Origin of the sequence: Streptomyces sp. NBC_00669, assembly GCF_036226785.1 — a bacterium.
Lineage (GTDB): Bacteria > Actinomycetota > Actinomycetes > Streptomycetales > Streptomycetaceae > Actinacidiphila.
In genome coordinates this window covers 3,111,390-3,136,813 of the sequence record NZ_CP109018.1, presented here as the reverse complement: position 1 = coordinate 3,136,813, position 25,424 = coordinate 3,111,390, and the positions used below count along the sequence as shown (strand labels likewise).

Sequence of the window (25,424 nt, the reverse complement as noted above, 5' to 3'; positions counted from 1 at the left end):
CCCGGGCCGGCCGGGTCCGCGGTCAGGTCCTGCGGCGCCGGGCGAGCAGCTTCGGCAGTCCCGCGGGCGCGGGGGAGCGGGTGGTCGCCGAGGTGGCGACGGGGGCCACGGCGCCGGAGGTGTCGGGCATCGCACCCGGGTGCTCCGGCACGCTCCCGGTCGGCGCCAGCCGGAAGACCTGGCACTCGGCCGCCCACCGCGACGGCACCGACTCGGCGTCGACCGCGTTGAGCCGCTTGCCCTTCAGCTCGCCGACGGCGGCCTCCCACGGCTCGCCGTGCGGCGCCAGCACCTCGACCCGCGCGGACCAGGTGACCAGCCGCCCGCCCTTGTCCTTGCTGCGTACGGTCACGGTCGCGGTCCCGCCGTCCACCAGGTCCGGCACCGGCTGCTCGCCGGGCCCGGCGACGAGGTGCAGGCCCCCGTCCAGCCACAGGTGCCACACCGCCTGGCCGTTGACCCAGACCAGCCCGGACTTCTTCGTGGCCTCCTCCACCAGGGCCGACAACTCCTCGTCGGCGGAGGGCACGGCGGAGGGCGCGGGGGAGGCGGGCGGCGTGGACGGCGTCGACATGTGCCCAGGTTAGTGCCCCGGTCAGGGCCTAGCGGCGGCGGTCGGAGAGGATCACCAGGGCCAGACCGCCGAGGATCACCAGCAGCGCGGGATACGCGGCCGCCGGCGGGGTCTGGCCCAGCCACAGCCCCGCGATCAGCGCGGCCCCCGGGGTCTCCAGCAGGATCGCGGTCGAGGTGGTCGACGGCCCCAGGCCCCGCACCACCCGGTTCAGCAGCGAGTGGCCCAGCAACTGCGCCGCCACCGTCAGCGCGGCGATCTTCAGCCAGGTCTCCCCGTCGTACCCGGCCAGCGCCGACCCGGAGACCAGGCACGCGCACAGCAGGGCCACCGCCGTGGTCGTGTAGCAGACGAAGGTGTACGCGGTGGTCGTCGCGGTCCGCCGCACCTCCGAGCCGAGCAGCATGTAGACGGCCGCGGCCAGCCCGGCGCCGAGCGCCAGCGCGTCGCCGACCAGCGCCCGGCTGTCCGTCGACAGGTCGATCCCGGTGAGGATCAGCACGCCGACGACCGCGAGCGCGGTGCCGCCCCACACCAGCCGCGGCGGGCGGTGGCCGCGCAGCCGCAGGATCAGCGTGGTCCAGATCGGCGTCGTGGTGCACAGGGCGGTCGAGGTGGCGACCGACGTCATGTTCAGGCTCGGCAGCCACATCCCGAAGTGCGCGGCCAGCACCAGCCCGGCCAGCGCCGACAGGCCCAGCGCGCGCCGGCCCATCCGCCGCAGCTCGCCGCGGTGCCGCCACAGAGCCACCGGGCTGAGCACCCCCACGGCCATCGCGTTCCGCCAGAAGGCGATCGCCAGCGCGGGTGCGGCCGTCGCCGCGATCAGGGGGGCCGAGAAGGACACGCCCGCGATCGCCACGCCCAGCAGCGTCAGGTCCACTCCACGCCCGGCCTCGGGCGCTTTCTCGTCCACCGCCGATGCCGCACGGGGCGGGATGGCGGTGCTCTCGGGAGTGGTCACCGCACAAGCGTACGGGCCCGCCGCGGGCCGGCCGTACCACTCCGGAGGGGACTCCGGGGCGCCCCTACAACCATCCGTTGCGGCGGAAGCCCCGGTGGATCGCGTAACAGATCGCCAGGGTCGCGGCGAGCACGACGGGATAGCTGTACTTCCAGCCGAGCTCGGGCATGTGCTTGAAGTTCATGCCGTACACACCGGTGATCATGGTCGGCACCGCGAGGATGGCCGCCCACGCGGTGATCTTGCGCATGTCCTCGTTCTGCACGACGGTGGCCTGCGCGAGGTTGGCCTGGAGGATGGAGTTGAGCAGGTCGTCGAACCCGGTGACCTGCTCGTGCACCCGCGCGACGTGGTCGGCCACGTCACGGAAGTACTTCTGGATCTCCGGGTCGATCAGCCGCATCGGACGCTCGCCGAGCAGTTGCATGGGTCGCAGCAGCGGGGACACCGCCCGCTTGAACTCCAGCACTTCCCGCTTGAGCTGGTAGATCCGCCCGGCGTCGCCACCGCGCGAGGTCTTCCCGTTGTCGGCGGAGAAGACGTCGATCTCCACCTCGTCGATGTCGTCCTGCACCGCCTCGGAGACGGCGAGGTAGTCGTCGACGACCTGGTCCGCGATCGCGTGCAGTACGGCCGAGGGGCCCTTGGCCAGCAGCTCCGGGTCGTCCTCCAGCCGGTGCCGCAGCGCGCGCAGCGACCCGTGCCCGCCGTGCCGGACGGTGATCACGAAGTAGCGTCCGGTGAAGACCATCACCTCGCCGCTCTCCACCACCTCGCTGGTGGAGGTGAGCTCGGCGTGCTCGACGTAGCGGATCGTCTTGAAGACGGCGAACAGCGAGTTGTCGTACCGCTCCAACTTCGGCCGCTGGTGGGCGTGGACGGCGTCCTCGACCGCCAGCGGGTGCAGGCCGAACTCCTCGGCGATGCCCGCGAACTCCTGCTCGGTGGGCTCGTGCAGCCCGATCCACACGAAGCCGTCGCTGCCGTCGCACTGCGGGCCGGGCCGCCCGGCGCGCACCATCTTCAGCGCCTCGTGCGGGTCCGTGACGTCACCGTGGCGCAGGCCGTCGCGGTAGACCGCGCAGTCCACGATCGCGCTGGCGGCGCGCGGCTCCGGGACGGGGTCGTACTCGTAGGACGTGGTGGTCCTGCGCAGGGTCGGCCGCAGGGCAGGACGGACTACTGCGCGCAGGTCGCGGATCATCGACATGGCAAGCTCCTTCACGGACTGGCCGACGGCATGGCGCCGCACTGAAATGCAGATCAGGGCGTGGTGATCGCAGGCAGTTCAGGGCGCTCTTCCGCTGTCGCGGGCTCCGCGGGAGCTGTGCCTCCCCCTCGCATCCGACGGGGGTGGACCGCGACTCGCGAGGTGACGCGTTTTGGACCCGGCCAGCCGGGTAGAGAACGCGTGACGTGCGAGTACTGCGGGGAATTCAGCGCGCGAAATGGCATACGGAAGAGCTGCCGGTACTGCACGGTCGACTCGGATCCATGTCAGTCCCCACCTCCTCCGGTCGATCCCCGCTGAGGGATGTCCTTGGTGCGCGAGTGAACGCCCTACCTTAGCAAGTCCGAGCACCTCCTCGGTGCCGCCTTACGGGTTCTGTACGCGTTCTATGCTCGCCGTATGGCTGATGTCCTGGCGCTCGTCGAAGCGCGGCTGTCCGATGTCCTCGGCGCGCCCGACGCCCGCGCCGCGGTCACCTTCGTCGGCACCGACCGGGTCGAGGTGCTCCGCTACACCACCGGTGACCTGGTGCGATACGCCACACTCGGGATGTCCGCGCAGCCGATGGCCGACCCGCTCGCCACCGTGGCGGACCCGCTGCGCGGGCCGCGCGGCGAGCTGCTGCTCACCGTCCGGGCGGGGCTCGCCGACACCGACAAAGTGCTGCGCCCGCTGGCCGTGCTCGCCGCCTCCCCTCAGGTGGAGGGCCTCGTCATCGCGCCCGGCGGCTCCCTCGACACCACCGAGCCGCTGTGGCCGGGGGCGCCCTTCTCCGCGGTGCTCGTCGCCGAACCCGGCGGCCTCGTGCCGGACCTCACGCTCCCCGACCCCCTCGACCCGGTCCGCTTCTTCCCGCTCCTGCCGATGACCCCGGCCGAGGCAGCGTGGAAACGCGTGCACGGTGCCGCGGCGCTCCAGGACCGCTGGCTGGCCCACGAGACGGATCTGCGTGACGCCCTGCGGAAGGCGGTGCCCCTGACCTCCTAGGGTGCGCGGCGGCGGGTCCGGACGGGTGATCGTCCTTGACGTGGGGAGGGGCCAGGAGGACCGTGGGGATCTATGAGGGGCGAACCCAGTTGCCCGAAGTGCGGTGGCAGGGTCCGTGCGCCCGGACTCTTCGCCGATTCCTGGCAGTGCGATGTGCACGGGACCGTGTATCCGCTCCAGCCGGTGGTGCCTCCCAGTGTCGAAGCGCTCGGCGTCGTCGTGAACCGCTCCCAGGTGCCGGTCTGGATGCCCTGGCCGCTGCCGGTCGGCTGGCTCTTCTCCGGAGTGGCCGCCGCCGGTGACGACCGCAGCGGCGGCCGTGCCACCGCCGTCTCCTGCTCGGGGCCGGGGCCGCTCGGCGGTCCCGGTGAACTCATGCTCGTGGCAGAGGAGTTGGGGGTCGGGCTCGGCGCGCGCTTCGCCGGGATCGACGGGCCCGACCCCGGTCCGAACATGTGCGTGGACATGCCGCCGCACGCGAAGGTCCTCGCGGCCGGGCGCCCCACGCCCCTCTGGCACGTCGCGGGCGTCCCCGACGACCGCGTGGTCTTCGCCGGCGAGGCCCGCGGGCTCTGGCTGTGGGCCATCGTCTGGCCCGAGCAGACCGGGCTGCTGATGTACGACGAGCTCGTCCTCACGGATTTGCGGGACGCCGGCGCCGAGGTCGACCTCCTGCCGTGCGGTGCGCTCGCCCCCCGCCTCATCGCGTAGCGGTGCCCCTGACCCTCCGGGGTGGTGTGTCCTGGCAGTGGGGGGACCACCTGTTGGTGGTGGGCTGCGCGCGCCCCTGGATCTGCCCGGGTGTTCCGGGGCGAGCACGGTGGGAGCCGTACGACAGAACGCACCACCCGGGCGGGTTATCCTGGCGACGGCCACCCAACCCCCAGCCACCCGCGGAGCGAGTCGTGCGTATAGACCTGCACACCCACTCCACGGCTTCCGACGGCACCGACTCGCCGGCCGACTTGGTGCGGAACGCCGCGGTCGCGGGGCTGGACGTGGTGGCGCTCACGGACCATGACACGGTCGGCGGCTACGCCGAGGCGACCGCCGCGCTGGCGGGGCTGGAAGCACCCGGGGACCTGACGTTGGTGACCGGCGCCGAGCTGTCCTGCCGGATCGACGGGATCAGCATGCACATGCTGGCGTACCTGTTCGACCCGGCCGAGCCGGAGCTGTACCGCGAGCGCGAACTCGTCCGGGACGACCGGGTGCCGAGGGCGCAGGGCATGGTCGCCAAGCTGCGCGAGCTGGGCGTGCCGATCACCTGGGAGCAGGTCGCCCGGATCGCCGGGGACGGCTCCGTGGGCCGTCCGCACATCGCGACCGCGATGGTCGAGCTGGGCGTGGTCGACAGCGTCTCGGACGCCTTCACCGAGCAGTGGCTGGCCAACGACGGCCGCGGGTACGTCCCCAAGCACGAGCTCGACCCGTTCGACGCGGTGCGGCTGGTGAAGGGCGCGGGCGGGGTGACCGTCTTCGCGCACCCGGGGGCGCACAAGCGCGGCGAGACCGTGCCGGAGGCGGTGATCGCCGAGCTGTCCGCCGCCGGGCTCGACGGCATCGAAGTGGACCACGTGGACCACGACGACGCGACCAGGGCGCGGCTGCGCGCGTTCGCCGCGGAGCACGACCTGCTGGCGACGGGTTCGAGCGACTACCACGGCGACCGCAAGACGGTCCGGCTCGGAGCGTGCGTCACCGATCCCGAGGTGTACCGGGAGATCGCGCGCCGGGCCACGGGCGCGGTGCCCATCTCGGCGGTCTAGCGGGTCGGATTCTCCGGGTCGGCTCTCCCGGGTCGGCCCCTGCCCTCGCTCCTGCCCCTGCCCACGGCTCGCGGGACCTCGCGGCGCCGCGCGGAACCTCGCGTTCCGCGGTGCCCGGTCGCGCAGTCCCTCCCGTCCTCCCGTCCTCCCGCCGGCTCCGTCGGGAGACGCCCCCACCCTCAGCGCCCCCCTTCGGGGCGCGCTCGTACGTTCAGAAAGCCTGCCGCATGTTTGACATCACCTTGTTCGGGTCCGTGTTCTTCACCCTGTTCGTGATCATGGACCCGCCCGGCATCACGCCGATCTTCCTGGCGCTGACGTCGGGGCGCGCGACGAAGGTGCAGCGGCGGATGGCGTGGCAGGCCGCGTCCGTGGCGCTCGGGGTGATCGCCGTGTTCGGCATCTGCGGCCAGCAGATCCTGGACTACCTGCATGTGTCGGTGCCCGCGCTGCGGGTGGCCGGCGGACTGCTGTTGCTGCTGATCGCGCTGGACCTGCTGACGGGCAAGGCGGACGAGCCGACGCAGACGAAGGACGTGAACGTGGCGCTGGTGCCGCTGGGCATGCCGCTGCTGGCCGGTCCGGGGGCGATCGTGACGGTGATCCTCGCGGTGCAGCACGCGAACGGCTTCGGGCAGCAGCTCTCGGTGTGGGTGGCGATCGTGGCGATGCACGCGGTCCTGTGGCTGACCATGAGGTACTCGCTGGCGATCATCCGGCTGATCAAGGAGGGCGGGGTGGTGCTGGTGACCCGGCTGTCGGGCATGCTGCTGTCCGCGATCGCCGTGCAGTCGGTGGCGAACGGCATCTTCGGCTTCATCCACGGCGAGGGCTGACCCTCCGGTCCCGGACGGGACCACGCACCCGGCCCCGGACAGACGAAAGCGCCCCGTACATCCATTCGGTACGGGGCGCCGTTACGTGGGCCTGCGATCAGTCCGCGGGGCGGATGTAGATGCGCTGGCCGAGAGCGGCGGCCTGCTGCACGATCCTGTCGACAGCGTTGGCGTCCACGACGGTGCTGTCCACGGCCTCACCGTTGACGTCGTCGAGTCGCATGATCTCAAAGCGCATGGGGCTTCTCCCTTCGTCGCGCGTTACATGTGTGGTCAACGAACACCCCCTTCAAAACATTCCCTAGGCTAACGAAAAACTTTCCGACCTTGACTACTTGCTGGTGAGGGAGTCCTTCTGCTGCCCCTCGACGTCCTTCCAGAAGGCAACCAACGCGGCCGCGGTCTCGGCGGGCCGCTCCGCGTTGGGCGAGTGTCCGGCGTCCTTGATCACGACGCGCCGCGCGCCGAGGCGTACCGCCATCTCGTCCAGCCACGGCACCGGCCAGGCGTAGTCCACCTCGCCGGAGAGTACGAGTTTAGGGAGCGGCAGCGCCGCCAACTCCGCCACTCGATCGGTTTCGGACATCAACTGTCGTGCGGTGGCGAGCAGTTGCTCGGGTACGGTGCCCAACCAGCGGCGGTGCAGGAAGTCCTCCAGCCACGTCGGGGTGCGCCCCTCCGCGTCCCCGGCGCTGTCCGCCTCCGCCCCGGCGTCCATCGCCCGCATCGCCTGCCAGGCGGTCTCCATGTCCATCGTCGGCAGATGGTCGAGCAGCAACTGCGTCCGCACCTGCTGGTGCGCCTCGATCGCGGCCGGACCCGAACTCACCAGCGCCAGCGAGGCGTACGGCACGGAACGGTCGGAGAGCAGGGCGGCCCGTACGATGTGGCCGCCCAGCGAGTGGCCCAGCACGTGCAGGGGCGCGTCCGTGCCGTACGCCTCGGCCACGGCCACCGCCTGCGCCTGGACGTCCGCCGCCAACTCGCTCCGGGCGTACGCCTTCTCGTCTCTCGGGCCGGCCGACTCGAACTGCCCGCGGCCGTCCACCGAGACGGCGTGGAATCCCGCGGCCGTCAACGGCGTGATCAGGTCGAGGAAGTCTTCCTTGCTTCCGGTGAAGCCCGGGATCAGGAGGACGTGTCCACGTCTTTCCGCCCCCTTGGCGGGGGCGCCGTCCAGCACCGCGAACGATCCCCGCGAGGTTTTCATCTGGCGCGAGACCACGTTCGTCGGCAGCTCAAGGGTGCTCGGTCGGCTCATGCAGTGAGATTACGCGGCTCACATGTCCAAGACGTTGCGGTTGGTGGGGGCGTGACCCCCCCCGAGTGCCCCTGTTTGCGGTTCCCGGGACCTTGCCGGTGGGTGGGTGGCTTTGACCCTCCCGGGGGTGACCCGTTCCGTTGGCACCGGGACCTTGCGGTGGGTGGCTTGTCGCGCCGTTCTCCCCCAGGCGAAGCTCCGGGGGAGAACCGCGCGGGCAACCCGCCACCGGCAGGTGGTACCTCAACCGGCAGGATCGGGCCACCCCCGGGGGGTCAGGCGGTGGGGGTCTTGCGGGTGCGGCGGCGGGGGACCTTGACGGGTTCCTCCGCGGGAGCGGCATCCGCGGGGGCGGTCTGCTCGGGGGCGTCCGGGGAGATCGCGGTGGCGGTGGCCGCGCGGCTGCGGGTGCGCCGCCGGCGGGGCTTGCGCGGCTCGTCGGCGTCCGGGGCGTCGGCCGTCGCGACGGCGACGGGGACGGCCTCGGTGGCGGCGGCGATCACGGTCTCGCCGGCGACGGCGGTGCCACCGCGGGTGCGGCGGCGCTGCCGCGGGGTACGGGTGCGGGGCGCGCGCTCCTCGACCGGGGCCGCGGGAGTGCGGTCACGGCCGGCGGGGCGGCGGCCGCGGCCACCGGTCTCGCCGAGGTCCTCGACCACTTCCGCGTCGAGCCCGGCACGGGTCCGCTCGGCCCGAGGCAGTATCCCCTTGGTGCCCGCGGGAATCCCGAGCAGCTCGTAGAGGTGCGGAGACGTGGAGTAGGTCTCCTCCGGGTCATTGAAGGTCAGCTCCAGCGCCTTGTTGATGAGCTGCCAGCGCGGGATGTCGTCCCAGTCGACCAGGGTGATCGCGGTGCCGGAGGCGCCGGCCCGGCCGGTGCGGCCGATCCGGTGCAGGTAGGTCTTCTCGTCTTCCGGCGTCTGGTAGTTGATCACGTGGGTGACGCCTTCGACGTCGATACCGCGTGCGGCGACGTCGGTGCAGACGAGGACGTCCACCTTGCCGTTGCGGAACGCGCGCAGCGCCTGCTCACGGGCGCCCTGACCGAGGTCGCCGTGCACCGCGCCGGAGGCGAAGCCGCGCTTCTCCAGCTGCTCCGCGACATCGGCCGCGGTCCGCTTGGTGCGGCAGAAGATCATCGCCAGGCCGCGGCCCTCGGCCTGGAGGATGCGGGAGACCAGCTCCGGCTTGTCCAGGGAGTGCGCGCGGAAGACGTGCTGCGTGGTGTTGGCCACGGTCGCGCCGTGATCGTCGGGCGCGGTGGCGCGGATGTGGGTCGGCTGCGACATGTAGCGCCGGGCCAGGCTGATCACGGCGCCGGGCATGGTCGCGGAGAAGAGCATGGTCTGGCGCCGCGCGGGCAGCATGGCCATGATCTTCTCGACGTCGGGGAGGAAGCCGAGGTCCAGCATCTCGTCGGCCTCGTCGAGGACGAGGGCGCGGACGTGCTTGAGGTTCAGCTTCTTCTGGCCGGACAGGTCGAGCAGGCGGCCGGGGGTGCCGACGACCACGTCGACGCCCTTCTTCAGCGCCTCGACCTGCGGTTCGTACGCCCGCCCGCCGTAGATCGCGGTGACTCGCACCGCGCGGACCTTGCCGGCGGTGAGCAGGTCGTTGGTGACCTGCTGGCACAGTTCGCGGGTGGGGACGACGACGAGCGCCTGCGGCGCGTCGGTGAGCTGCTCGGGCGTGGCGCGGCCGGCCTCGACGTCGGCGGCGACGGTGACCCGCTCCAGCAGGGGCAGGCCGAAACCGAGCGTCTTGCCGGTGCCGGTCTTGGCCTGGCCGATGACGTCGTTGCCCGCGAGGGCGACCGGGAGCGTCATCTCCTGGATCGGGAAGGGGGTGGTGATGCCGACGGCCTCGAGGGCTTCGGCGGTCTCGTCGAGAATTCCAAGGCTGCGAAAAGTCGTGGTGGTCAGGATGTTGCCTCTTCTGTGAGACGCGGCACTGGCGGCGAGGGGGTCGAGCAAGCCGGCACGTCGGGTGCGACGAACCGGTCACTGACCGCGCAGAGGTGTCGTACGGCCATAGGTCGGCCGTTTAGGCGCGGGACCGCTGCCCTCGCTCAAGCCGCGAGTGGGCCCCTCCCGATGACGGGAAGGCGGTCGGTTCGGAGCCGATCGGGCCACCGACCGGGCATCCAGGTGTTGCACACGTGGCCCGTCGTAGGTCGATGCCAGGCCGACTGTCGACGGGTGCATTACCACTCTACCCCGGAAACACGTAGCTGCACCCGATCAAATGTTTCGTTCGGGACGTCATCGGGTCACGGCGGCCTCTCGGCGGCCACCGCCGGGCGGCGTACCGGGGCGGCCGCGACAGGGCGGGTGAAGCCGTCACCGGGGGCGTCCGCGGCCGCGGACTTGGCTATTGTGCCCAGCATGGACACGCCTGCTGAGACGCCCACCGACCACCAGCCGACCGTTACCGGCATCGCCGCCCAGGACTGGGCCGCGGCGTCCGCGCAGCCGCAGTACCGCGCCGCCGTCGTCGACCTGCTCGGCGCGCTGGCGTACGGCGAGCTCGCGGCGTTCGAACGGCTCGCGGAGGACGCGAAGCTCGCGCCGACGCTGGAGGACAAGGCGGAGCTGGCCGCGATGGCGTCCGCCGAGTTCCACCACTTCGAGCAGTTGCGGGACCGGCTCGCGGAGATCGGCGAGGCGCCGCACGAGGCGATGGCGCCGTTCGCCGCGGCGCTCGACGGCTTCCACCGCCAGACCGCGCCGTCGGACTGGCTGGAGGGCCTGGTCAAGGCGTACGTCGGTGACTCGATCGCGTCCGACTTCTACCGTGAGGTCGCCGCGCGGCTGGACTCCGACACCCGCACGCTCGTGCTCGCGGTTCTCGACGACACCGGGCATGCCACCTTCGCGGTGGAGAAGGTGCGCGCGGCGATCGAGGCGGAGCCGCGGGTCGGGGGACGGCTCGCGCTGTGGGCGCGGCGGCTGATGGGGGAGGCGCTGTCGCAGGCGCAGCGGGTGGTCGCGGATCGCGACGCGCTCTCCACGATGCTGGTGGGCGGGGTCGCGGACGGGTTCGACCTCGCGGAGGTGGGGCGGATGTTCTCGCGGATCACGGAGGCGCACACCAAGCGGATGGCTTCGCTGGGGCTTGCGGCGTAGTCGTTGCCCCTGACCCCCCGGGGTGGTGTGTTCTGTCGGTTCCGGGACCACCTGCCGGTGGGGGGCTTGTCGCGCCGTTCCCCGCGCCCCTGGTTTTCCTCGGCTCCTTCCGCCAAAGGAACCTCACTCCCTCCGCGGTGCCCCGGTAGCGCACGCTCGGCCACGCCCAATCCCGGGCCGAGCACCCGCCGGGCCCAGGCCCATCACCCGGGTTTCCGGATCACCTGCTGTGGGCTGCTGGTGCCTGGGGCTTCTCTGGGGGAGTTGCCCGCGCGTCCTGAGGGGGTGCCCCTTGCGGTCGTGGCTTCACCACGTGCCGGTGGTGGGTTGCGCGCGCAGTTCTCCCCCAGAGCTTCGCCTGGGAGGTGCCCCCACGCGCCCCTGGTTTTGCGCGGCTGCTTCCGTGGAGGGAGGGCGCCTCTCAAGAGGCGCGGGGAGATCTCTCAGGGAAGCCCCGGGGAGCAGCAGACCACCGGGAGGTGGTCCGGCAAGGCGGGGGCAGGGGCTGGGTGCGGCGGGTGGACGGCCCGGGATTGGGCGTGGCCGAGCAGGCGGGAGTCGGGCACCGCGGAGGGAGGGAGGTTTCTTTCACGGAAGGGCAGTGCAAAACCAGGGGCGCGTGGGGGCACCTCCCAGGCGAAGCTCTGGGGGAGAACGGCGCGACAAGCCCGCCACCGGGGGGTGGTCCCGGAACCGGCGGAACGCACCGCCTCGGGGGGTCAGGGGCTCAGGATTTTGGCGTGGCGGCCGCGGCGGGGCGGGCGGGAGAGGACGCTGAGGAGGGCCGCGGAGGTGAGGAGAGCCGCGGGGAAGGTGGCCTCGGGGTGGCTGCCGCCGACGATGCTGTAGGTGACGAGCCCGCCGACGAGTGCGGCGGCCGGGCCGGTCGCGAGGACCAGGGGGGAGGCGGGGAGCCGGAGCGGGAACATCCGGCTCGCCGTCCAGGCGGCCAGCAGCCCGAGGGCGGCGAAGATGACGGCTTCCCACAGCATCGTGAAATCCCTCCGGTGGCACGTACGGAACGGGACCGGTCCGTACGTCTCCTACCCCACCGTCCACCGGCGCAAAGCGCTCTCACCCGTCTGCTCCGGGATCGAACACCTCGGCGGCCAGTTGGGCGCGGCGCCAGGGGTGGCCGGGCCGGATCGGCGTGCCGCTCGGCGGAGTTGGCGGCCGGGCGTGGCGGCGCGTTCGCCAACTCGCGGGAGTGGCCGGCCCGGGGCAAGGGAGAAGCCGCGCCCCCCGGTGGGGGCGCGGCTTCAGGGCCTGCGGTGAGGCGCGGTCAGAGCGCGGCGCCGAAGCCGACGCGGCGGGTGGCGGGCTCGCCGATCTCCACGTAGGCAAGGCGCTCGGCGGGGATCAGGACCTTGCGTCCGTGCTCGTCCACCAGGCTCAGCAGCTTGCTGGTGCCGGACAGCGCCTCGGCGACGGCGGCTTCCACCTCAGCCGCCGACTGCGCGCTCTCGATGTTGATCTCGCGCGGCGCGTGCTGCACGCCGATCTTGACCTCCACGGCTTGGATACCTCCGATGGTCGGGCGGTGTGCGCGGTCGAATCGCGCCGTACGCAGCAAAGACTAGCCCCGCCCGACCGGCGGTACCGGCACGGCGGAAACGCCGTGAGCGAACAGGCCCGCGGCGGTGCGCGACGAGCACGTGCGGGGCCGGACCCGAAGGTCCGGCCCCGCACGTGGTGGAACAGGGTTCAGCGCGCGTCCTCGGAGCCCTGCTCGGGCCGGTGCTCGCCCTCGGCCCCGTGCAGCGGGAACCCGGCGATGCCGCGCCAGGCGAGCGAGGTCAGCAACTGGACCGCGGTGTCGCGGGGCACGTCGCTGCCGCTGGCCAGCCAGTAGCGGGCCACCACCTGGGAGACGCCGCCGAGGCCGACCGCGAGCAGCATGGACTGCTCGGTGGGCAGCCCGGTGTCCTCGGCGATGACCTCGCTGATCGCCTCCGCGCACTGGAGCGCGACCTTGTCGACCCGCTCCCGCACCGCGGGTTCGTTGGTCAGGTCGGACTCGAAGACCAGCCGGAAGGCGCCGCCCTCGCCCTCGACGTAGGCGAAGTACGCGTCCATCGTCGCTTCGACGCGCTTCTTGTTGTCCGTGGTGGACGCCAGCGCCGTGCGCACCGAGTGCAGCAGCGACTCGCAGTGCTGGTCGAGCAGCGCGAGGTAGAGCTCGAGTTTGCCGGGGAAGTGCTGGTAGAGCACCGGCTTGCTGACCCCGGCCCGCTCGGCGATGTCGTCCATGGCCGCGGAGTGGTAACCCTGTGCGACGAACACCTCCTGGGCCGCGCCCAGCAGCTGCTCGCGCCGAGCCCTGCGGGGCAGGCGGGTGCCACGCGGCCGTGCCGCCTGAGTCTGCTCGATGGCTGTCACGCCGCCTCCCAGTTCTGGTGGTGAAGGTACGAATGAACACCGCGATGGCCATCGTACTTTTCAGTAACGACCCTGTGCGCCGTGCGGACGGACATTCTCACTTCCTGGGACCTGCGGGCGGAAGTCCCGACGGGTCCCTCCGGTCCCGGCCGCCCCGCGGCGGTGCACCGGCGCGGGGCGCGGGGGCGCCGTCAGCGGTAGTCGTCCTCGTCGTGGGCGACCGTACGGCGCTGCTCGGCGGCGTCCACCGGGTCGGCCTCGGTGGCCTGGTCGGCGGGGCGGGCGGTGATCCGGTCGTCGCGCTGCTGGAGCAGTTCGGCGCGCTGCTCCGCGGTGTCCGCCTCGGGTTCCTCCAGGCCGAGGTCGGCCGCCTCCTGCGCGGCCTCGGCGGCCTCCGCGGCCTCCGCCTCGTCCATCTCGCCGATCCCGTCCCGCTCGTCCCGCTCGTCCGCGCGGTCGGACTCGTCCGGTGCGGCGAGCCTGCCGCGGGCGGCCGGCCCCCCGGCGCCGCCCTCAGGGCTGCCACTGGTGCTGCCGGTCTGGTCGGACATTGCCCCTCCTCGTGCCGGAACGCGCGATACCGCCACGTTCGAGCCTAGGAGCAGGTGCGCGCCCGCGCAGTGCGGGACGGCGGCTTTCCGCCGCTCGCCTGTCGTTTCCGGCCGCATGTGGCCGCGAACACTCGGCCGTTGACGTGATCGTCTCGTAATATTGCCGTATGCCCTCGACCGATCTTCCCCGCGCGGCCGTAGCACCGGCGTCCGTACCACCGGAGGGGCCGCATCTGGCGGCAGGCGAGACGGTGCGGACCGTGGGGCTGCCCGGGCTCAGCCTGGTGGTGCGGTCACGTACCGACGGCGGAGGTGAGCCCGCGCTGTGCGTGCACGGCCTCGGCGGCTCCTCGCAGAACTGGTCCGCGCTGATGGCCCGGCTCTCCGACGTGGTCAGCGCGGAGGCCCCGGACCTGCCGGGATTCGGCCATTCCCCGCCGCCGGACGACGGCAACTACTCGATCCCCGGGCACGCCAGGGCCGTGATCCGGCTGCTGGAAGCGGACGGGCGCGGGCCGGTCCACCTGTTCGGCAACTCCATGGGCGGCGCGGTCGCCGTCAAGGTCGCCGCGGCCCGCCCGGACCTGGTGCGCACCCTCACCCTCATCTCGCCCGCGCTCCCCGAGGTCCCGCCGCAGCTCACCGCCTGGCCCACCACGCTCACCGCGGTCCCCGGCGTGCTCCGGCTCTTCACCCGGCTGACCCGGGACTGGAGCCCGGAGCGCCGCACCGCCGGCCTGCTGGCGCTCTGCTACGGCGACCCGGGTGTGGTCGACGCGCAGGCCCGCGAGGACGCCGCGGCCGAGTACGAACGGCGGTTGCACCTGCCGTACTTCCGGGACGCGATGGTCCGCTCCATCCGCGGGCTCGCCGACGCCTACACCCTCGGCGGGCAGCACGCGCCGTGGCGCCAGGCCGAGCGGGTGCTCGCGCCGACCCTGCTGGTCTACGGCGGGCGGGACAAGCTGGTGTCCATGAGGTCCGCCCGCCACGCGGCCCGTGCCTTCCGCGACCGGCGGCTGCTGCTCATCCCCGGCAGCGGGCACGTCGCGATGATGGAGTACCCGGGGCTGGTCGACCGGGCCTTCCGTGACCTGCTGTCCGACGTGGCCGCGCGCCGGCGCGACGCCGGCGGCCCGCGGCAGCTCGGCGGCCTGGCGGGTGCGGGCATGGGCAGGGGTCCGAGTACCGACGCGGCGACCAGGAGCTGATCGAGGGCGTGGGGAAGCACAGCGCGACAGACGGACAGGACGACCGGGACAGCCAGGACCGCTGGGAACCGGACCGCTGGGAACAGGACCGCTGGGAGCAGCGGATACCCGACTCCGGCGGTTTCGTCAGCGGCGGCCCGATCCCCCCTGCCACCCCCGGCACCGGACGCCGCCGCCGCGGCCCCGCCGACGACAGCGACTACTTCGCGCCGCTGAGCCCGTACGGCCTGGACGGCCCGGAAGGCCCGGACGAACCGCGGAGCCCGCGCGACCCGGCCGAACCGCCGCTGCCGTACGACCCGGACGACTCGTCCGGCTCCCGCCCCGGCCACCCCGATCGGCCCGACCGCCCCGAGCATCCCGAGCACAACGCCTGGGGCACCCCCGGTGCCTGGTCGGCCGCCCGGTCCGGCCGCCGCGACCTGCCGTTCGACCCGGTCGAGGAGTGGGCCGAGGACTGGGCGCCGTACGACACCGCGTCCGCGCTCAGCTCGCCCGCCGCCCACGGCTCCCTTCCCCGGCACGGCCAGGTGGGGCGCGTGATGCCGCGGCCCCGGCAGGAGTTCGTGGATGCCTTCGACCAGCCGTCGCCGCGCCTCGTGTCGCACCCGCCGCCCGGCACCGCCGGCTCAGCCGCCTCGGGCGACGAGGGCGGCAGCGGCACGGACGACTCCGCGGCGCCCGCCGCGTCCGGGGCCGCGGGCCGCGGCAGGACCCGCGCGCTCACCGCCGTCGCCGCCGCCACCGCGCTGGCCGCGATCGCGGTGCTGGCCGGCACCCAGCTGCACCGCGGCCACCGCACCGAGGAGGACGCCGCTCCCGGCGGCGACTCCGGCCCCTCGGCGGAGGAGACCTCCGCCGCGCCGTCCACCCCGTCCGCGGCGCCCGCGACCGCGAGCCCGGCGTCGTACGACGAGCAGATGGCCAGGCAGTATCCGCTCGACCCGCACCTCAGCCTCTCCGGCGCCTTCACCACCGTGCCCGGCCACCAGGCCGCCCCCGGCAAGGGCAAGGTGATGCGCTTCCGGGTCGACGTCGAGAAGGGGCTCGACCTCGACCCCCGGCTCTTCTCCGACGCCGTCTTCACCACCCTGAACGACGCGCGCAGTTGGGGTCACGGCGGCACGATGACGTTCGAACGGGTCTCCTCCGGCCCCGCCGACATCGTCGTCACCCTCGCCAGCCCCGGCACCACCGCCAAGTGGTGCGCCAAGTCCGGCCTCGACACCACGGTCGACAACGTTTCCTGCGACGCCGCGTCCACCCCGCGCACCATGATCAACGCGTACCGCTGGGCCCGGGGCGCCGCGACGTACGGCCCGGACCGCATGCACGCCTACCGGCAGATGCTGGTCAACCACGAGGTCGGCCACCGCCTCGGCCACAACCACGTCGGCTGCCCCCGCGAGGGAGCCCCCGCCCCGGTGATGATGCAGCAGACCAAGTTCCTGTCCCTCGACGGCGGCCCGACCTGCACCCCCAACCCCTGGCCGTTCCCGTAGCCGTTCCCCTGGCCGCGGCCCCGTCCGGCGCAGCACAAGCCGGGTAAACGGCGGCCGCGCGCGGAAGTTACGCCCCTTCACCCCTTTTGGTGGCAGCGCGGACAACCGTCCACCGAAGCACCGTTGTCCCGGCATAGCGTGCTTCGCGCCGGACGGGCACAGCCACCGCATCATCGAACCGCGCAGCACCCCGACCCGGCAGCGACCGTACATCCGGCACGCCGAGAGGGGGCGCACTCGTGCGCATCGCACTACTCACCGAGGGTGGTTACCCGTATGCGCGAGGTGAAGGAGGTGCGTGGTGCGACCGCCTGGTGCGCGGTCTCGCGCACCACGAATTCGATGTGTACGCGCTCAGCAGATCGCCGCGGACCGAGGCCGGGGGCCGGGTGGACCCGCCCCCGCCGGTCAAGCGGGTCAGGGCCGAGCGGCTGTGGGGCGAGCCGCCGGCCCCGGTGCGGGGCGGTGGCCGGGCCGAACGGAAGGCCAGGCGGGCCGCGTTCCGCTGGCACTTCGGGGACCTGGCCGCCGCGCTCGCGGGTGCCGCGGACAGTGCCGGCCGGGGCCGTCCGGCGCGCGGCCGCGACCGCGCCGACCGGTTCGCCGCGGGGCTGTACGGCCTCGCCGAACTGGCCGCCGAGCACGGCGGACTGCCCGAGCTGATACGGAGCGAGGACGCCCTCACCGCCCTGGAGACGGCCTGCCACGCACCCGGCGTACGCCCCCTGCTCGGGGACATCGGCGTCACCGAACTCCTCGCGGTGGCCGCGCTGCTGGAGCACCAGCTGCGGCCGCTGTCGCTGCCCTGGTACGGCCCCGGCGAGCTGGGCTCCGCCGACGTGTGCCACGCCGTCTCCGGTGGCCCCGCCACACTGCCCGGGCTGCTGGCCAAACGCTTCTGCGGTACGCCGTTGATCGTCACCGAGTACACCGTGCGGGTGCGGGAGGCGCTGCTGGCCCACCGCGCGGCCGGGCTGACCCCCGCGGTACGGGTCCTGCTCGGGGACTACCACCGGCTGCTGGCCGGCGAGTCCTACCGGCAGGCCGCGCTCGTCACCCCCGGCTCCACCCATGTGCGCCGCTGGCAGGAGCGGTGCGGCGCGCCCACCGACCGTATCCGCACCGTCCACCCGGGCATCGACGCGGGGCGCTTCGCCAGGGCGGGGGAGGAGTCCGAGGAGGAGGCGCGGCGGCCCGCCGCGCGGGCCGAACCCACGGTCGTCTGGGTGGGGCGGGCCGACCCCGCGAAGGACCTGATCGCGCTGCTGCACGCCTTCCACGCGATACGCGCGGAGGAGCCGCGGGCCCGGCTGCGGGTCTTCCACGCCCCCGTCACCGACGAGCGCTGCGCCGGGTACCTCGGGCACTGCCGGAGCCTGGCCGCGCAGCTCTTCCCTGACGAGGCGGCCCACCCGCACGCCGTCGGCGAGAGCCCGGTCGCCTTCGAGGAGATCGGGTCTCCTGGCGCGCCCGAACCCGCGGACGCCTACGCGGCGGGCGACGTGGTGCTGCTCAGCAGCAGCGCGGAGGGTTTCCCGCTCAACCTGGTCGAGGCGATGTTCTGCGGCCGCCCGACGGTCTCCACGGATGTCGGCGCCGTGCGCGAGGTGATCGGCGGCACCGGGCTGATCGTGCCCCCGCGGAACCCGCGGGCGCTCGCCGACGCCGCGCTCGAACTCCTCCGCGGACCCGAGCGGGCCACCCGCCTCGGCGCCGCCGCACGCGAGCGCGCGCTCGCGCTCTTCACGGTGACCACCTGCGTGCACGCCTTCCGCGACGCCTACCTCTCCGTCGTCGCCCGCCACCCCGTCCCCCGCGAGCCCCTCCACGACGCCACCGGCGCCCCCCGACCCTTCGTCGCCCCCGCGGAAGCCCTCACCCCGTGCCGCTAGGAGCCCCCATGCCACCCCGAGACGAATCGCTTCTGCAATCCCCAGGCGAATCGATTTATCAATTCCCCACCCCCCGCCCCCTCCCCCCGGCCAGTCGCACTCCGCTCGTGCCTCACGAGGCTGCGGCCGTGGGTGCCTTGTCGGTGGGGGGTTCTCCAGGGGGCGCGGGGAACTGCGCGAGCAACCGGCCACCGGCGGGTGATCGCACGGCGGCCGTGCCCCACGAGGATGCGGCGGTGGGTGCCTTGTCGGTGGGGGGTTCCCTAGGGGGCGCGGGGAACTGCGCGAGCAACCGGCCACCGGCGGGTGATCGCACGGCGGTCGTGGGCGGTGACGGCGAGAGCGTCGTCCCGCCGGCGGGTGGTCGCGCTGCGGTCGTGCCCTGTGAGGGTGTGGGCGTGGGTGCCTTGTCGGTGGGGGGTACGTCAGGGGGCGCGGGGAACTGCGCGAGCAACCGGCCACCGGCGGGTGATCGCGCGGCCGGCGCGGGCCGTGACGGCGAAAGCGTCCGGCCACCGGCGGGTGGTCGCGCTGCGGCTGCGGGCCGGGATGGCGAGAGCGTCGTCCCGCCGGCGGGTGGTCGCGCGGCGGGCGCGGGCCGTGACGGCGAGAGCGTCCGGCCGCCGGCGGCCAGCCGCGCCGCGGGCGTAGGGCGGCCGGAGGGGAAGGGGGCGCCGCGGCGCAGGGGCCCCGCGGACCCGGTCCGCGGGGTGATGCACCACCACCACGCGATGATCGCGGGCGCAGCCGACCCGTGGGAGGTGGCCGCGGGCCTGGAGGCCCGGGGCGTCACGGACGTGGACGCACGGCGCCTGCGCCACCGCGACGTCTTCGGCCTCGCAGAGGAACTGTTCGCCCGGGTCCCCCGCACACCCCCGCGGAGCGCCCCCACCCCCGCGACCCGCACCTTCGTGCGGCCGCGCCCCCGCGACCTCGCCCTGCACCTGCTGCCGGCCGCGGCCTGCACCCTCGCCGCGGCCCTGCACGCCCCGGGCGCCGTCGCGGTCGCGGTGCTCGCCGGCACCGCGTGGCCGGCGCTGAGCCGGGGACCGTTACGCGTCCCCGGCCGCGCGGCGACCCGCGTACCTGCGGCACTGTGCGCCGTCGCGCTGCTCGCCCTGGCCCGCTGCGGCCCGGACCCGGTCGGCACCGGGACCCTCGCCGTACTCGCGCTGACCCTGCTCCCGGCGGCAGCCCTGGCCCGCTGGTTCGCGTCGAGCGCCCGCGCCCAACTCGCCCCCAGCCACGGCCTCGCCGACTTCGCCGACGCGGTCCGCCCACGGCTGATCGCGGCCCTGGCCGGATACGCCGCGACCCTGCTCGTCCTGCTCGCCGTCCTCGGCTCGCTCCGCGGCTCGGCCGTCGGCGCGCTGCTGTTCGCGGCCCGCCTGCTCGCCGTGCACGGCGCGCCGCGGACCGCCGCCGCGGGCCTCGCCGTCGCCGTGGCCGCCCAGGCCCTGCTGCCGACCCTGCTCCCGGCGGGCCCCGCCGAGGCCGTCGCCTGCGGCGCCGCCGCCCTGGTGCTGGCCGCGCACTCCCTCCACCTCGTCCCGCGCGCCTCGGCCCACCGCATCTGACCTGCTATATCACCAACCAGGAGAACCCTCGTGAGCACGCACCACCCGTCCGCCCGGACCACTCCGGAAGCGATCACCCCGGAATTCCCCGGGACCCCGTACCCGTACGGCCGCCCACCGGCGGCGCCGACCTGGGGGGCCGTGCCGGTCGGCCCGTTCGCGATCCCCGTCCCGCCGCCCCCGGTGCGGCCCGCGCCGGCGGGCAGCCGTACGGTCGCGGGGCGCCGGACCCGGCGGGGTGTGCGATGAGGGTGCTGCTGCTCGGGGCCGACGGTTTCATCGGCCGCCACGTCGCGGAACGCCTGCTGGCCGACCCCGCCTGCCAACTGACCGCGCTGGGCCGCAGCGACGACGCGGACGTGCGGTTCGACCTCGCCTCGGGCGCGCCCGGGGTGCTGTCGCGGTTCGTGGACGCGGTCCACCCGGGGGTGGTGGTCAACTGCGCCGGCTCCACCCGGGGCAACGCCCGCGACCTGACCCGGCAGAACATCGTGGCCGTGGCGACCGTCTGCGAGGCGCTGCGCCGCAGCTCGGTCGCGGCCCGGCTGGTGCAGGTCGGCTGCGGGTCGGAGTACGGCCCCTCGCCGGTCGGCTCGTCCACCGGCGAGGACGCGTCGCCGCGGCCGGGCGGCCCGTACGGCGTGAGCAAGCTCGCCGCCACCGAGCTGGTGCTCGGGTCGGGCCTGGACGCCGTGGTGCTGCGGGTGTTCAGCCCGGTCGGGCCGGGCACGCCGACGGGAGCGCCGCTGGGCCGGGTCGCGGAGGCGCTGCGCCGGGCGATGCAGAACGGCGACGGCGAGCTGAAGCTCGGCGGGCTGAGCGCGCAGCGCGACTTCGTGGACGTCCGCGACGTGGCCAGGGCCGTGCACGCCGCTTCGCTGTCGGCGGCGCAGGGCGTGGTGAACATCGGCAGCGGGCGCGCGGTGCGGATGCGGGACATGGCCGCGGCCCTCGCCCACGTCGCCGGGTACGACGGTGCGCTGCGCGAGCTGGACGACCCGCCGAACGCCGCGCCGTATCCGGACGGCTGCGGGTCCTGGCAGCAGGCCGACGTGCGTACGGCCCGCGACCGGCTCGGCTGGCGGCCACGGATCGGCCTGGAGGAGTCGCTGGCCGATGTGTGGATGGAGGCGGCATGCCGCGTCTGAACCCGTTCCCGCGCAGTGATCCGTCGACCCGCGGCGACCCCCTGGCCGCCCCGCGCGGCCGATCGGACCTGTCGTCGTCGCCCGGCCGGCCCGGTCGGCCGCGTCCGGCGCCTCGACGTCAGGCCCTTCGATGTCCGATCCGCCCGTCTCCGACCTGTCCGGGGCCGGGGCGCCCCGGGCCGACCCGTCAAGGTTCCACCCGGTCAGGGGCGAGCGGTCCGGTGCCGCGCCGGACCGCCCGGCCCCGGCCGTACCCGGAGCCAGAACCGGCTTCGGGGTGCCGCTCTTCGCGCACCCGCTGGTCGCGCCCGCGGAGTGGGCCGAACTGGCCCGGCCGGGCGCGCCGGTGGACTGGGCCGCCTTCGACGTGTCGTCCGGCCCCGGCAGCCGCGCGGACGCCCTCTGCGCCGAGGCCCTCACCCGCGTCCGTGAGAACGCCGTACCACTCCTCGGACGGCTGGACGCGGTGTACGGCACCAGGCCGTACGGCGAGCTGGTCGCGGACGCCTCGCGCTACCGGGACTGGTACCAGGTGGACGGCTTCTACGTGGACCGGGCGCCCACGCTCCGCGCCGAGGTGGCGCAGTGCCGCCGGGCCACCGCGACTCTGCGAGCGCTGCTGCCGGAGGGTGGCCGGGTGGTGCTCGCGCCCGGCGCGCACCCCTACCCCGGCTATGCCGAGTTCGCCGACCAGCTGGTGGTCTTCGCCGGGCCGTGGACGCGCTACCGCTGGTCGGAGGTGCCCGCGTGGACGGCGGAGTACCCGCCGGGGCGGTTCGCGCACCTGGTGCACGGCCTGCCCGCCACGCACCTGGACGCCGCGCTGCGGGTCGCCCGCTGGCAGGGCGCGGGCACCGTGTACATGACCGACCGCACCGACCGGGACGGCGCGGACCCCTGGGCGGGCCTGCCCGGGTACTGGAACGAAGCGGTACGCAGGGTGCGCGAGGAGCCGCCGCCCAGCATGTGACCAGGTTTCGTCTCGGCTTTCGGACCGGGTGTCTTGGAATGAAGAAGGGCGTGGCAGTGTTACAGGGCCAGGACGTGCGGGCGGCCGCCCGTACCTACTGTCCGATGACCTACCCAACCGTATTGCTGAGGTCCCTGTGTCGCTGCCACCCCTGGTCGAGCCGGCCACCGAACTCACCGTTGACGAGGTCCGCAGGTATTCGCGCCACCTGATCATCCCGGACGTCGGGATGGACGGGCAGAAGCGGCTGAAGAACGCGAAGGTGCTGTGTGTCGGGGCCGGCGGCCTCGGTTCGCCCGCGCTGATGTACCTGGCGGCGGCGGGCGTCGGCACGCTGGGCATCGTCGAGTTCGACGAGGTCGACGAGTCGAACCTGCAACGCCAGATCATCCACAGCCAGGCCGACATCGGCCGTTCCAAGGCCGAGTCCGCCCGGGACACCGTCAAGGGCATCAACCCGTACGTGAACGTGATCCTGCACGAAGAGCGGCTCGAAGCCGAGAACGTGATGGAGATCTTCGCGCAGTACGACCTGATCGTCGACGGCACGGACAACTTCGCCACCCGCTACCTGGTCAACGACGCCTGCGTGCTGCTCAACAAGCCGTACGTCTGGGGTTCGATCTACCGCTTCGACGGCCAGGCGTCGGTCTTCTGGTCCGAGTACGGCCCCTGCTACCGCTGCCTGTACCCGGAGCCCCCGCCCCCCGGCATGGTGCCCTCCTGCGCCGAGGGCGGCGTCCTCGGCGTGCTGTGCGCCTCGATCGGTTCCATCCAGGTCACCGAGGCGATCAAGGTGCTGGCCGGCGTCGGCGACCCGCTGGTCGGCCGGCTGATGATCTACGACGCCCTGGAGATGACCTACCGCCAGGTCAAGGTCCGCAAGGACCCGAACTGCGCGGTGTGCGGCGAGCACCCGACGGTCACCGAACTGATCGACTACGAGGCGTTCTGCGGCGTCGTCTCCGAGGAGGCCCAGGAGGCCGCGCTCGGCTCCACGATCACTCCCAAGCAGCTCAAGGAGTGGATCGACGACGGCGAGAACATCGAGATCATCGACGTCCGGGAGCCGAACGAGTACGAGATCGTGTCGATCCCCGGCGCGAAGCTCATCCCGAAGAACGAGTTCCTGATGGGCTCGGCCCTCGAACACCTCCCGCAGGACAAGCGGATCGTGCTGCACTGCAAGACGGGCGTGCGCAGCGCGGAGGTGCTGGCGGTGCTGAAGTCCGCGGGCTTCTCCGACGCGGTGCACGTCGGCGGCGGCGTCATCGGCTGGGTGAACACGATCGAGCCGGACAAGCCGGTCTACTAGGCCGGACGGTCCAGACAGTAGGTCCAGACAGTAAGGGGCGGCACCCTGAGGTGCCGCCCCTTACTCATGCCCTGCCGCTCATGCTGTTTCACCCATGCCGTGCCCGCGGGTGGTTCAGCGGTTGATGGACTGGATCTCCTGCACGGTGACCTGCCTGGGCTGCTGGATACGGCCGTCGGGCAGGGCCGCGCCGCCGCCGTCCGAGCCGGTCCAGCTGACGCTCCAGGTGGCGGTGACGTCGAGGTCGAACGGCCCGGTCGCCTGGGTGGACCTGAGGTAGGTCACACCGCACGGCGGATCGGCCTTCGGGTTCCCGTTGTAGTCCGCGCCGACTGTCCCGTCCCCCGCGATCGGGCAGTCGCCTGATGCCGGGTACACCGTCGCGTCCGACGTTCCCGGGTCGATGTGCACGCTCGTCGGGCTCGCGGTGGTCTCCGCCCAGATCTGCTGCCCGCCGCCGAGGTCCACCGACGCCCGCACCTTCACCGGCGTGTACTTCTCGTCCAGCCGCACCCAGGTGGGCAGGTTGACGGTCTGGGTGTTCACCGGGTTGGTCTTGATCGTCACGCCGGGCACCTGCGTGTGCGCGTACGCGATCTTCGACAGCATCTCGGACGTGATCACGTTCGGCGTGCCGGCGGGCGGGCGCTGCCCGTTGGGCACGAAGAAGGGGATCGTGGAGTTGCAGGCGAACTTGTCCAGGCTGTTCGGGGCGTCCGGGTTCTCCACCGGCCCCCAGAACATGCCCTTGCCCTGCTGGTCGATGTTGAAGTCCTTGTAGCCCTTGCCGCTGCCGTCCCAGGTGTAGTTGCTGTCGTAGTGCTTCTTGTACTGGTCCATGGCTTCGAGGGCGTAGTTCGCCTGCCCCGGCACGTTGGTGGCCTTCACCCCGTCCAGGACGTTCTTCTTGAACGTCACCGGGTCGGCTATCGGGCCGATCCAGCAGGGCGGCGGCGTCCAGTGCACGTCGACGGACGTGAGGGGGTGCGAGTTCCCGCCGGGGGAGCCGGAGGGGTACGTGACGCTGACGGCTCCGGCACCGGCGGTGAGGGTGCCGTTCTTGCTGTCGCCCGACGTATGGCTCGTCGGGGTGTCCTTGGACGTGCCGGTGTAGGCGTAGCCGGGTCCGGCTGCGGCGAGGACGACCACTCCGGCGAGCACCAGGCCGCGCCGCGCCGTTCTCTTGGCGTTCACTGCTTGCATTGGAGTGCCTTCTCCTTCACGGTGACTTCGCGCGCCTGCCAGACCGCCTTCGCGGTGGGGAGTTTGACCATGACGATGTCCCAGGACACGTAGTTCCGGTCGCTCGCCCCGGTCACGTGCACCTTTCCGCCGACGACTTCCTTGCTGTACAGCTTCGACTGGTCGTTGCAGAGCTTGACCTCGACGGAGGCGCCGCCGCTGCCCATCGTGAAGGTGGGCCCGTAGTAGCGGTCGGTGCCGGTCATCGTCAGCTTCTGGTCGACGTTCTGCTGGACGTAGCCCTGGGCGTAGGTGAGGGCGCTGTCGGCGGAGTACCCGAGCAGGCCCGGGTCGCTCTTGTTCTGCTTGGTGACCGCGTGGTCGATCGCCTGGATGTAGTTGGCGGCGCCCGAGAGCGCGGCGGCCTGGTCGGCGTTCTTCGGTGTCGCCCACTGGAACTGGGCCTTCAGGTCGGCCGGGAGCTTCAACGTGGGGTCGATCCGCAGGGACGCCCCGTTCGCCTCGCTCGGTGCGGCGGTGGACGCCGAGGGCGATGCCGAAGTGCTCGGTGACGTCGAGATCTTGTCGCCGCCGCCGCCGGAGCCGCCGCCGCAGGCGGTCAGGGTGAGGGCGGTGGCCGCCGCGAGTGCGGTGGCGGTCACTGCGGTGCGTGCGCGCATCGTGGAGAGCTCCCGATCGGTCGTCGCAAAGGGAGCCACCGGGTCCGCGGCAATGACGTACACCCGAGTCTGGTCCCCGTATCCAGGCTTTCACCGTATCGAAGCGGAACAGCCTGTTCGAGGGCGGTGCAGTGCCTATTGGGTCACGGACGTGTCACGCCGTCAGCAGCCGCCGCATGCACGGAGTTCACGGGATTTCCCCGGACGAAGGACAACCCTTCCAGGACACAGACGGTCTTACGGGGTGTCAGATCGCTTATTGGATAAGAG

General features: G+C 73.1%; 24 protein-coding genes. 12 read left to right on the top strand and 12 right to left on the bottom strand.

Going from position 1 to position 25,424, the window contains the following annotated elements:
• Positions 1 to 22: 22 nt before the first annotated feature.
• The 3 genes from OG896_RS12655 to OG896_RS12645 form a co-directional block, all read right to left on the bottom strand.
• Positions 23 to 574, bottom strand: coding sequence for a hypothetical protein (locus tag OG896_RS12655; RefSeq protein WP_329365091.1), 552 nt, complete (start codon positions 572 to 574; stop codon positions 23 to 25).
• A 28-nt stretch (positions 575 to 602) separates the two neighbouring features.
• Complete coding sequence (locus OG896_RS12650; protein WP_443057018.1) at positions 603 to 1,538, bottom strand: DMT family transporter; 936 nt, start codon at positions 1,536 to 1,538, stop codon at positions 603 to 605.
• A 64-nt stretch (positions 1,539 to 1,602) separates the two neighbouring features.
• The gene (locus tag OG896_RS12645; RefSeq protein WP_328468917.1) at positions 1,603 to 2,748 is read right to left on the bottom strand and encodes a magnesium and cobalt transport protein CorA; all 1,146 of its coding nucleotides are present in this window, start codon (positions 2,746 to 2,748) and stop codon (positions 1,603 to 1,605) included.
• A gap of 420 nt (positions 2,749 to 3,168) precedes the next feature.
• Here OG896_RS12645 and OG896_RS12640 point away from each other — a divergent pair, with 420 nt between their 5' ends.
• The 4 genes from OG896_RS12640 (at position 3,169) to OG896_RS12625 (ending at position 6,361) form a co-directional block, all read left to right on the top strand.
• A complete protein-coding gene (locus OG896_RS12640) occupies positions 3,169 to 3,756 on the top strand; it encodes a suppressor of fused domain protein (protein WP_329365089.1) in 588 nt (195 codons plus the stop codon).
• 72 nt (positions 3,757 to 3,828) lie between these two features.
• A complete protein-coding gene (locus OG896_RS12635; RefSeq protein WP_328468920.1) occupies positions 3,829 to 4,467 on the top strand; it encodes a DUF6758 family protein in 639 nt (212 codons plus the stop codon).
• 194 nt (positions 4,468 to 4,661) lie between these two features.
• On the top strand, positions 4,662 to 5,525 hold the full coding sequence (locus OG896_RS12630) for a PHP domain-containing protein (RefSeq protein WP_329365086.1): 864 nt from the start codon (positions 4,662 to 4,664) through the stop codon (positions 5,523 to 5,525).
• Positions 5,526 to 5,752: 227 nt separating this feature from the next.
• Positions 5,753 to 6,361, top strand: coding sequence for a MarC family protein (locus OG896_RS12625; protein WP_328468924.1), 609 nt, complete (start codon positions 5,753 to 5,755; stop codon positions 6,359 to 6,361).
• A gap of 97 nt (positions 6,362 to 6,458) precedes the next feature.
• Here the strand turns inward: OG896_RS12625 and OG896_RS12620 are convergent, their stop codons facing one another.
• The 3 genes from OG896_RS12620 to OG896_RS12610 form a co-directional block, all read right to left on the bottom strand.
• Positions 6,459 to 6,599, bottom strand: a complete 141-nt coding sequence (locus tag OG896_RS12620; RefSeq protein ID WP_200823142.1) for a hypothetical protein — start codon at positions 6,597 to 6,599, stop codon at positions 6,459 to 6,461.
• Between the two features lie 93 nt (positions 6,600 to 6,692).
• The gene (locus OG896_RS12615; RefSeq protein WP_329365082.1) at positions 6,693 to 7,622 is read right to left on the bottom strand and encodes an alpha/beta fold hydrolase; all 930 of its coding nucleotides are present in this window, start codon (positions 7,620 to 7,622) and stop codon (positions 6,693 to 6,695) included.
• A gap of 275 nt (positions 7,623 to 7,897) precedes the next feature.
• Positions 7,898 to 9,595, bottom strand: a complete 1,698-nt coding sequence (locus OG896_RS12610) for a DEAD/DEAH box helicase (RefSeq protein ID WP_329365080.1) — start codon at positions 9,593 to 9,595, stop codon at positions 7,898 to 7,900.
• Positions 9,596 to 10,006: 411 nt separating this feature from the next.
• Here OG896_RS12610 and OG896_RS12605 point away from each other — a divergent pair, with 411 nt between their 5' ends.
• The gene (locus OG896_RS12605) at positions 10,007 to 10,747 is read left to right on the top strand and encodes a ferritin-like fold-containing protein (RefSeq protein ID WP_328468929.1); all 741 of its coding nucleotides are present in this window, start codon (positions 10,007 to 10,009) and stop codon (positions 10,745 to 10,747) included.
• Positions 10,748 to 11,466: 719 nt separating this feature from the next.
• Here OG896_RS12605 and OG896_RS12600 read toward each other — a convergent pair.
• The 4 genes from OG896_RS12600 to OG896_RS12585 form a co-directional block, all read right to left on the bottom strand.
• Complete coding sequence (locus tag OG896_RS12600) at positions 11,467 to 11,739, bottom strand: hypothetical protein (RefSeq protein ID WP_329365077.1); 273 nt, start codon at positions 11,737 to 11,739, stop codon at positions 11,467 to 11,469.
• 290 nt (positions 11,740 to 12,029) lie between these two features.
• Complete coding sequence (locus OG896_RS12595; RefSeq protein WP_329365075.1) at positions 12,030 to 12,260, bottom strand: DUF3107 domain-containing protein; 231 nt, start codon at positions 12,258 to 12,260, stop codon at positions 12,030 to 12,032.
• A gap of 191 nt (positions 12,261 to 12,451) precedes the next feature.
• Complete coding sequence (locus tag OG896_RS12590) at positions 12,452 to 13,126, bottom strand: TetR/AcrR family transcriptional regulator (RefSeq protein WP_328468953.1); 675 nt, start codon at positions 13,124 to 13,126, stop codon at positions 12,452 to 12,454.
• Between the two features lie 191 nt (positions 13,127 to 13,317).
• A complete protein-coding gene (locus OG896_RS12585) occupies positions 13,318 to 13,677 on the bottom strand; it encodes a hypothetical protein (protein ID WP_329365073.1) in 360 nt (119 codons plus the stop codon).
• A 167-nt stretch (positions 13,678 to 13,844) separates the two neighbouring features.
• Here OG896_RS12585 and OG896_RS12580 point away from each other — a divergent pair, with 167 nt between their 5' ends.
• The 7 genes from OG896_RS12580 (at position 13,845) to moeZ (ending at position 23,292) form a co-directional block, all read left to right on the top strand.
• Positions 13,845 to 14,888, top strand: a complete 1,044-nt coding sequence (locus OG896_RS12580; RefSeq protein ID WP_329365071.1) for an alpha/beta fold hydrolase — start codon at positions 13,845 to 13,847, stop codon at positions 14,886 to 14,888.
• A gap of 8 nt (positions 14,889 to 14,896) precedes the next feature.
• Positions 14,897 to 16,390 carry a DUF3152 domain-containing protein gene (locus tag OG896_RS12575; RefSeq protein ID WP_329365069.1) on the top strand — a complete coding sequence of 498 codons (1,494 nt, stop codon included), beginning with the start codon at positions 14,897 to 14,899 and terminating at the stop codon, positions 16,388 to 16,390.
• Positions 16,391 to 16,629: 239 nt separating this feature from the next.
• Positions 16,630 to 18,282, top strand: coding sequence for a DUF3492 domain-containing protein (locus OG896_RS12570; RefSeq protein ID WP_329365067.1), 1,653 nt, complete (start codon positions 16,630 to 16,632; stop codon positions 18,280 to 18,282).
• A 731-nt stretch (positions 18,283 to 19,013) separates the two neighbouring features.
• A complete protein-coding gene (locus OG896_RS12565) occupies positions 19,014 to 19,859 on the top strand; it encodes a hypothetical protein (protein ID WP_329365065.1) in 846 nt (281 codons plus the stop codon).
• Positions 19,860 to 20,104: 245 nt separating this feature from the next.
• Positions 20,105 to 21,007, top strand: coding sequence for an NAD-dependent epimerase/dehydratase family protein (locus tag OG896_RS12560; RefSeq protein ID WP_328468965.1), 903 nt, complete (start codon positions 20,105 to 20,107; stop codon positions 21,005 to 21,007).
• A gap of 130 nt (positions 21,008 to 21,137) precedes the next feature.
• Entirely contained in the window at positions 21,138 to 21,977 is an 840-nt protein-coding gene (locus OG896_RS12555; RefSeq protein WP_329365061.1) for a spherulation-specific family 4 protein, read from the top strand.
• Between the two features lie 136 nt (positions 21,978 to 22,113).
• Positions 22,114 to 23,292 (top strand): adenylyltransferase/sulfurtransferase MoeZ, encoded by a 1,179-nt coding sequence (gene moeZ / locus OG896_RS12550; protein ID WP_103884379.1) that lies wholly within the window; start codon positions 22,114 to 22,116, stop codon positions 23,290 to 23,292.
• A gap of 114 nt (positions 23,293 to 23,406) precedes the next feature.
• On the opposite strand, the gene OG896_RS12545 is transcribed toward moeZ, so the two are convergent.
• Both OG896_RS12545 and OG896_RS12540 read right to left on the bottom strand, forming a co-directional pair.
• On the bottom strand, positions 23,407 to 24,495 hold the full coding sequence (locus tag OG896_RS12545; RefSeq protein WP_329365058.1) for a hypothetical protein: 1,089 nt from the start codon (positions 24,493 to 24,495) through the stop codon (positions 23,407 to 23,409).
• Positions 24,483 to 25,154: a hypothetical protein gene (locus OG896_RS12540; RefSeq protein WP_329365056.1), complete on the bottom strand. Its 672-nt coding sequence runs from the start codon at positions 25,152 to 25,154 to the stop codon at positions 24,483 to 24,485. The genes OG896_RS12545 and OG896_RS12540 overlap by 13 nt, the downstream gene beginning before the upstream one ends.
• Between the last annotated feature and the right edge of the window lie 270 nt (positions 25,155 to 25,424).

Coding starts and splice junctions, on each gene's coding strand:
- OG896_RS12555 (WP_329365061.1), top strand. CDS start 21,138: ATGTCCGATCCGCCCGTCTCCGACCTGTCCGGGGCCGGGGCGCCCCGG.
- OG896_RS12615 (WP_329365082.1), bottom strand. CDS start 7,622: ATGAGCCGACCGAGCACCCTTGAGCTGCCGACGAACGTGGTCTCGCGC.
- OG896_RS12600 (WP_329365077.1), bottom strand. CDS start 11,739: ATGCTGTGGGAAGCCGTCATCTTCGCCGCCCTCGGGCTGCTGGCCGCC.
- OG896_RS12565 (WP_329365065.1), top strand. CDS start 19,014: ATGATCGCGGGCGCAGCCGACCCGTGGGAGGTGGCCGCGGGCCTGGAG.
- OG896_RS12540 (WP_329365056.1), bottom strand. CDS start 25,154: ATGCGCGCACGCACCGCAGTGACCGCCACCGCACTCGCGGCGGCCACC.
- OG896_RS12545 (WP_329365058.1), bottom strand. CDS start 24,495: ATGCAAGCAGTGAACGCCAAGAGAACGGCGCGGCGCGGCCTGGTGCTC.
- OG896_RS12585 (WP_329365073.1), bottom strand. CDS start 13,677: ATGTCCGACCAGACCGGCAGCACCAGTGGCAGCCCTGAGGGCGGCGCC.
- OG896_RS12560 (WP_328468965.1), top strand. CDS start 20,105: ATGAGGGTGCTGCTGCTCGGGGCCGACGGTTTCATCGGCCGCCACGTC.
- OG896_RS12620 (WP_200823142.1), bottom strand. CDS start 6,599: ATGCGCTTTGAGATCATGCGACTCGACGACGTCAACGGTGAGGCCGTG.
- OG896_RS12640 (WP_329365089.1), top strand. CDS start 3,169: ATGGCTGATGTCCTGGCGCTCGTCGAAGCGCGGCTGTCCGATGTCCTC.
- OG896_RS12625 (WP_328468924.1), top strand. CDS start 5,753: ATGTTTGACATCACCTTGTTCGGGTCCGTGTTCTTCACCCTGTTCGTG.
- OG896_RS12645 (WP_328468917.1), bottom strand. CDS start 2,748: ATGTCGATGATCCGCGACCTGCGCGCAGTAGTCCGTCCTGCCCTGCGG.
- OG896_RS12655 (WP_329365091.1), bottom strand. CDS start 574: ATGTCGACGCCGTCCACGCCGCCCGCCTCCCCCGCGCCCTCCGCCGTG.
- OG896_RS12580 (WP_329365071.1), top strand. CDS start 13,845: ATGCCCTCGACCGATCTTCCCCGCGCGGCCGTAGCACCGGCGTCCGTA.
- OG896_RS12635 (WP_328468920.1), top strand. CDS start 3,829: ATGAGGGGCGAACCCAGTTGCCCGAAGTGCGGTGGCAGGGTCCGTGCG.
- OG896_RS12605 (WP_328468929.1), top strand. CDS start 10,007: ATGGACACGCCTGCTGAGACGCCCACCGACCACCAGCCGACCGTTACC.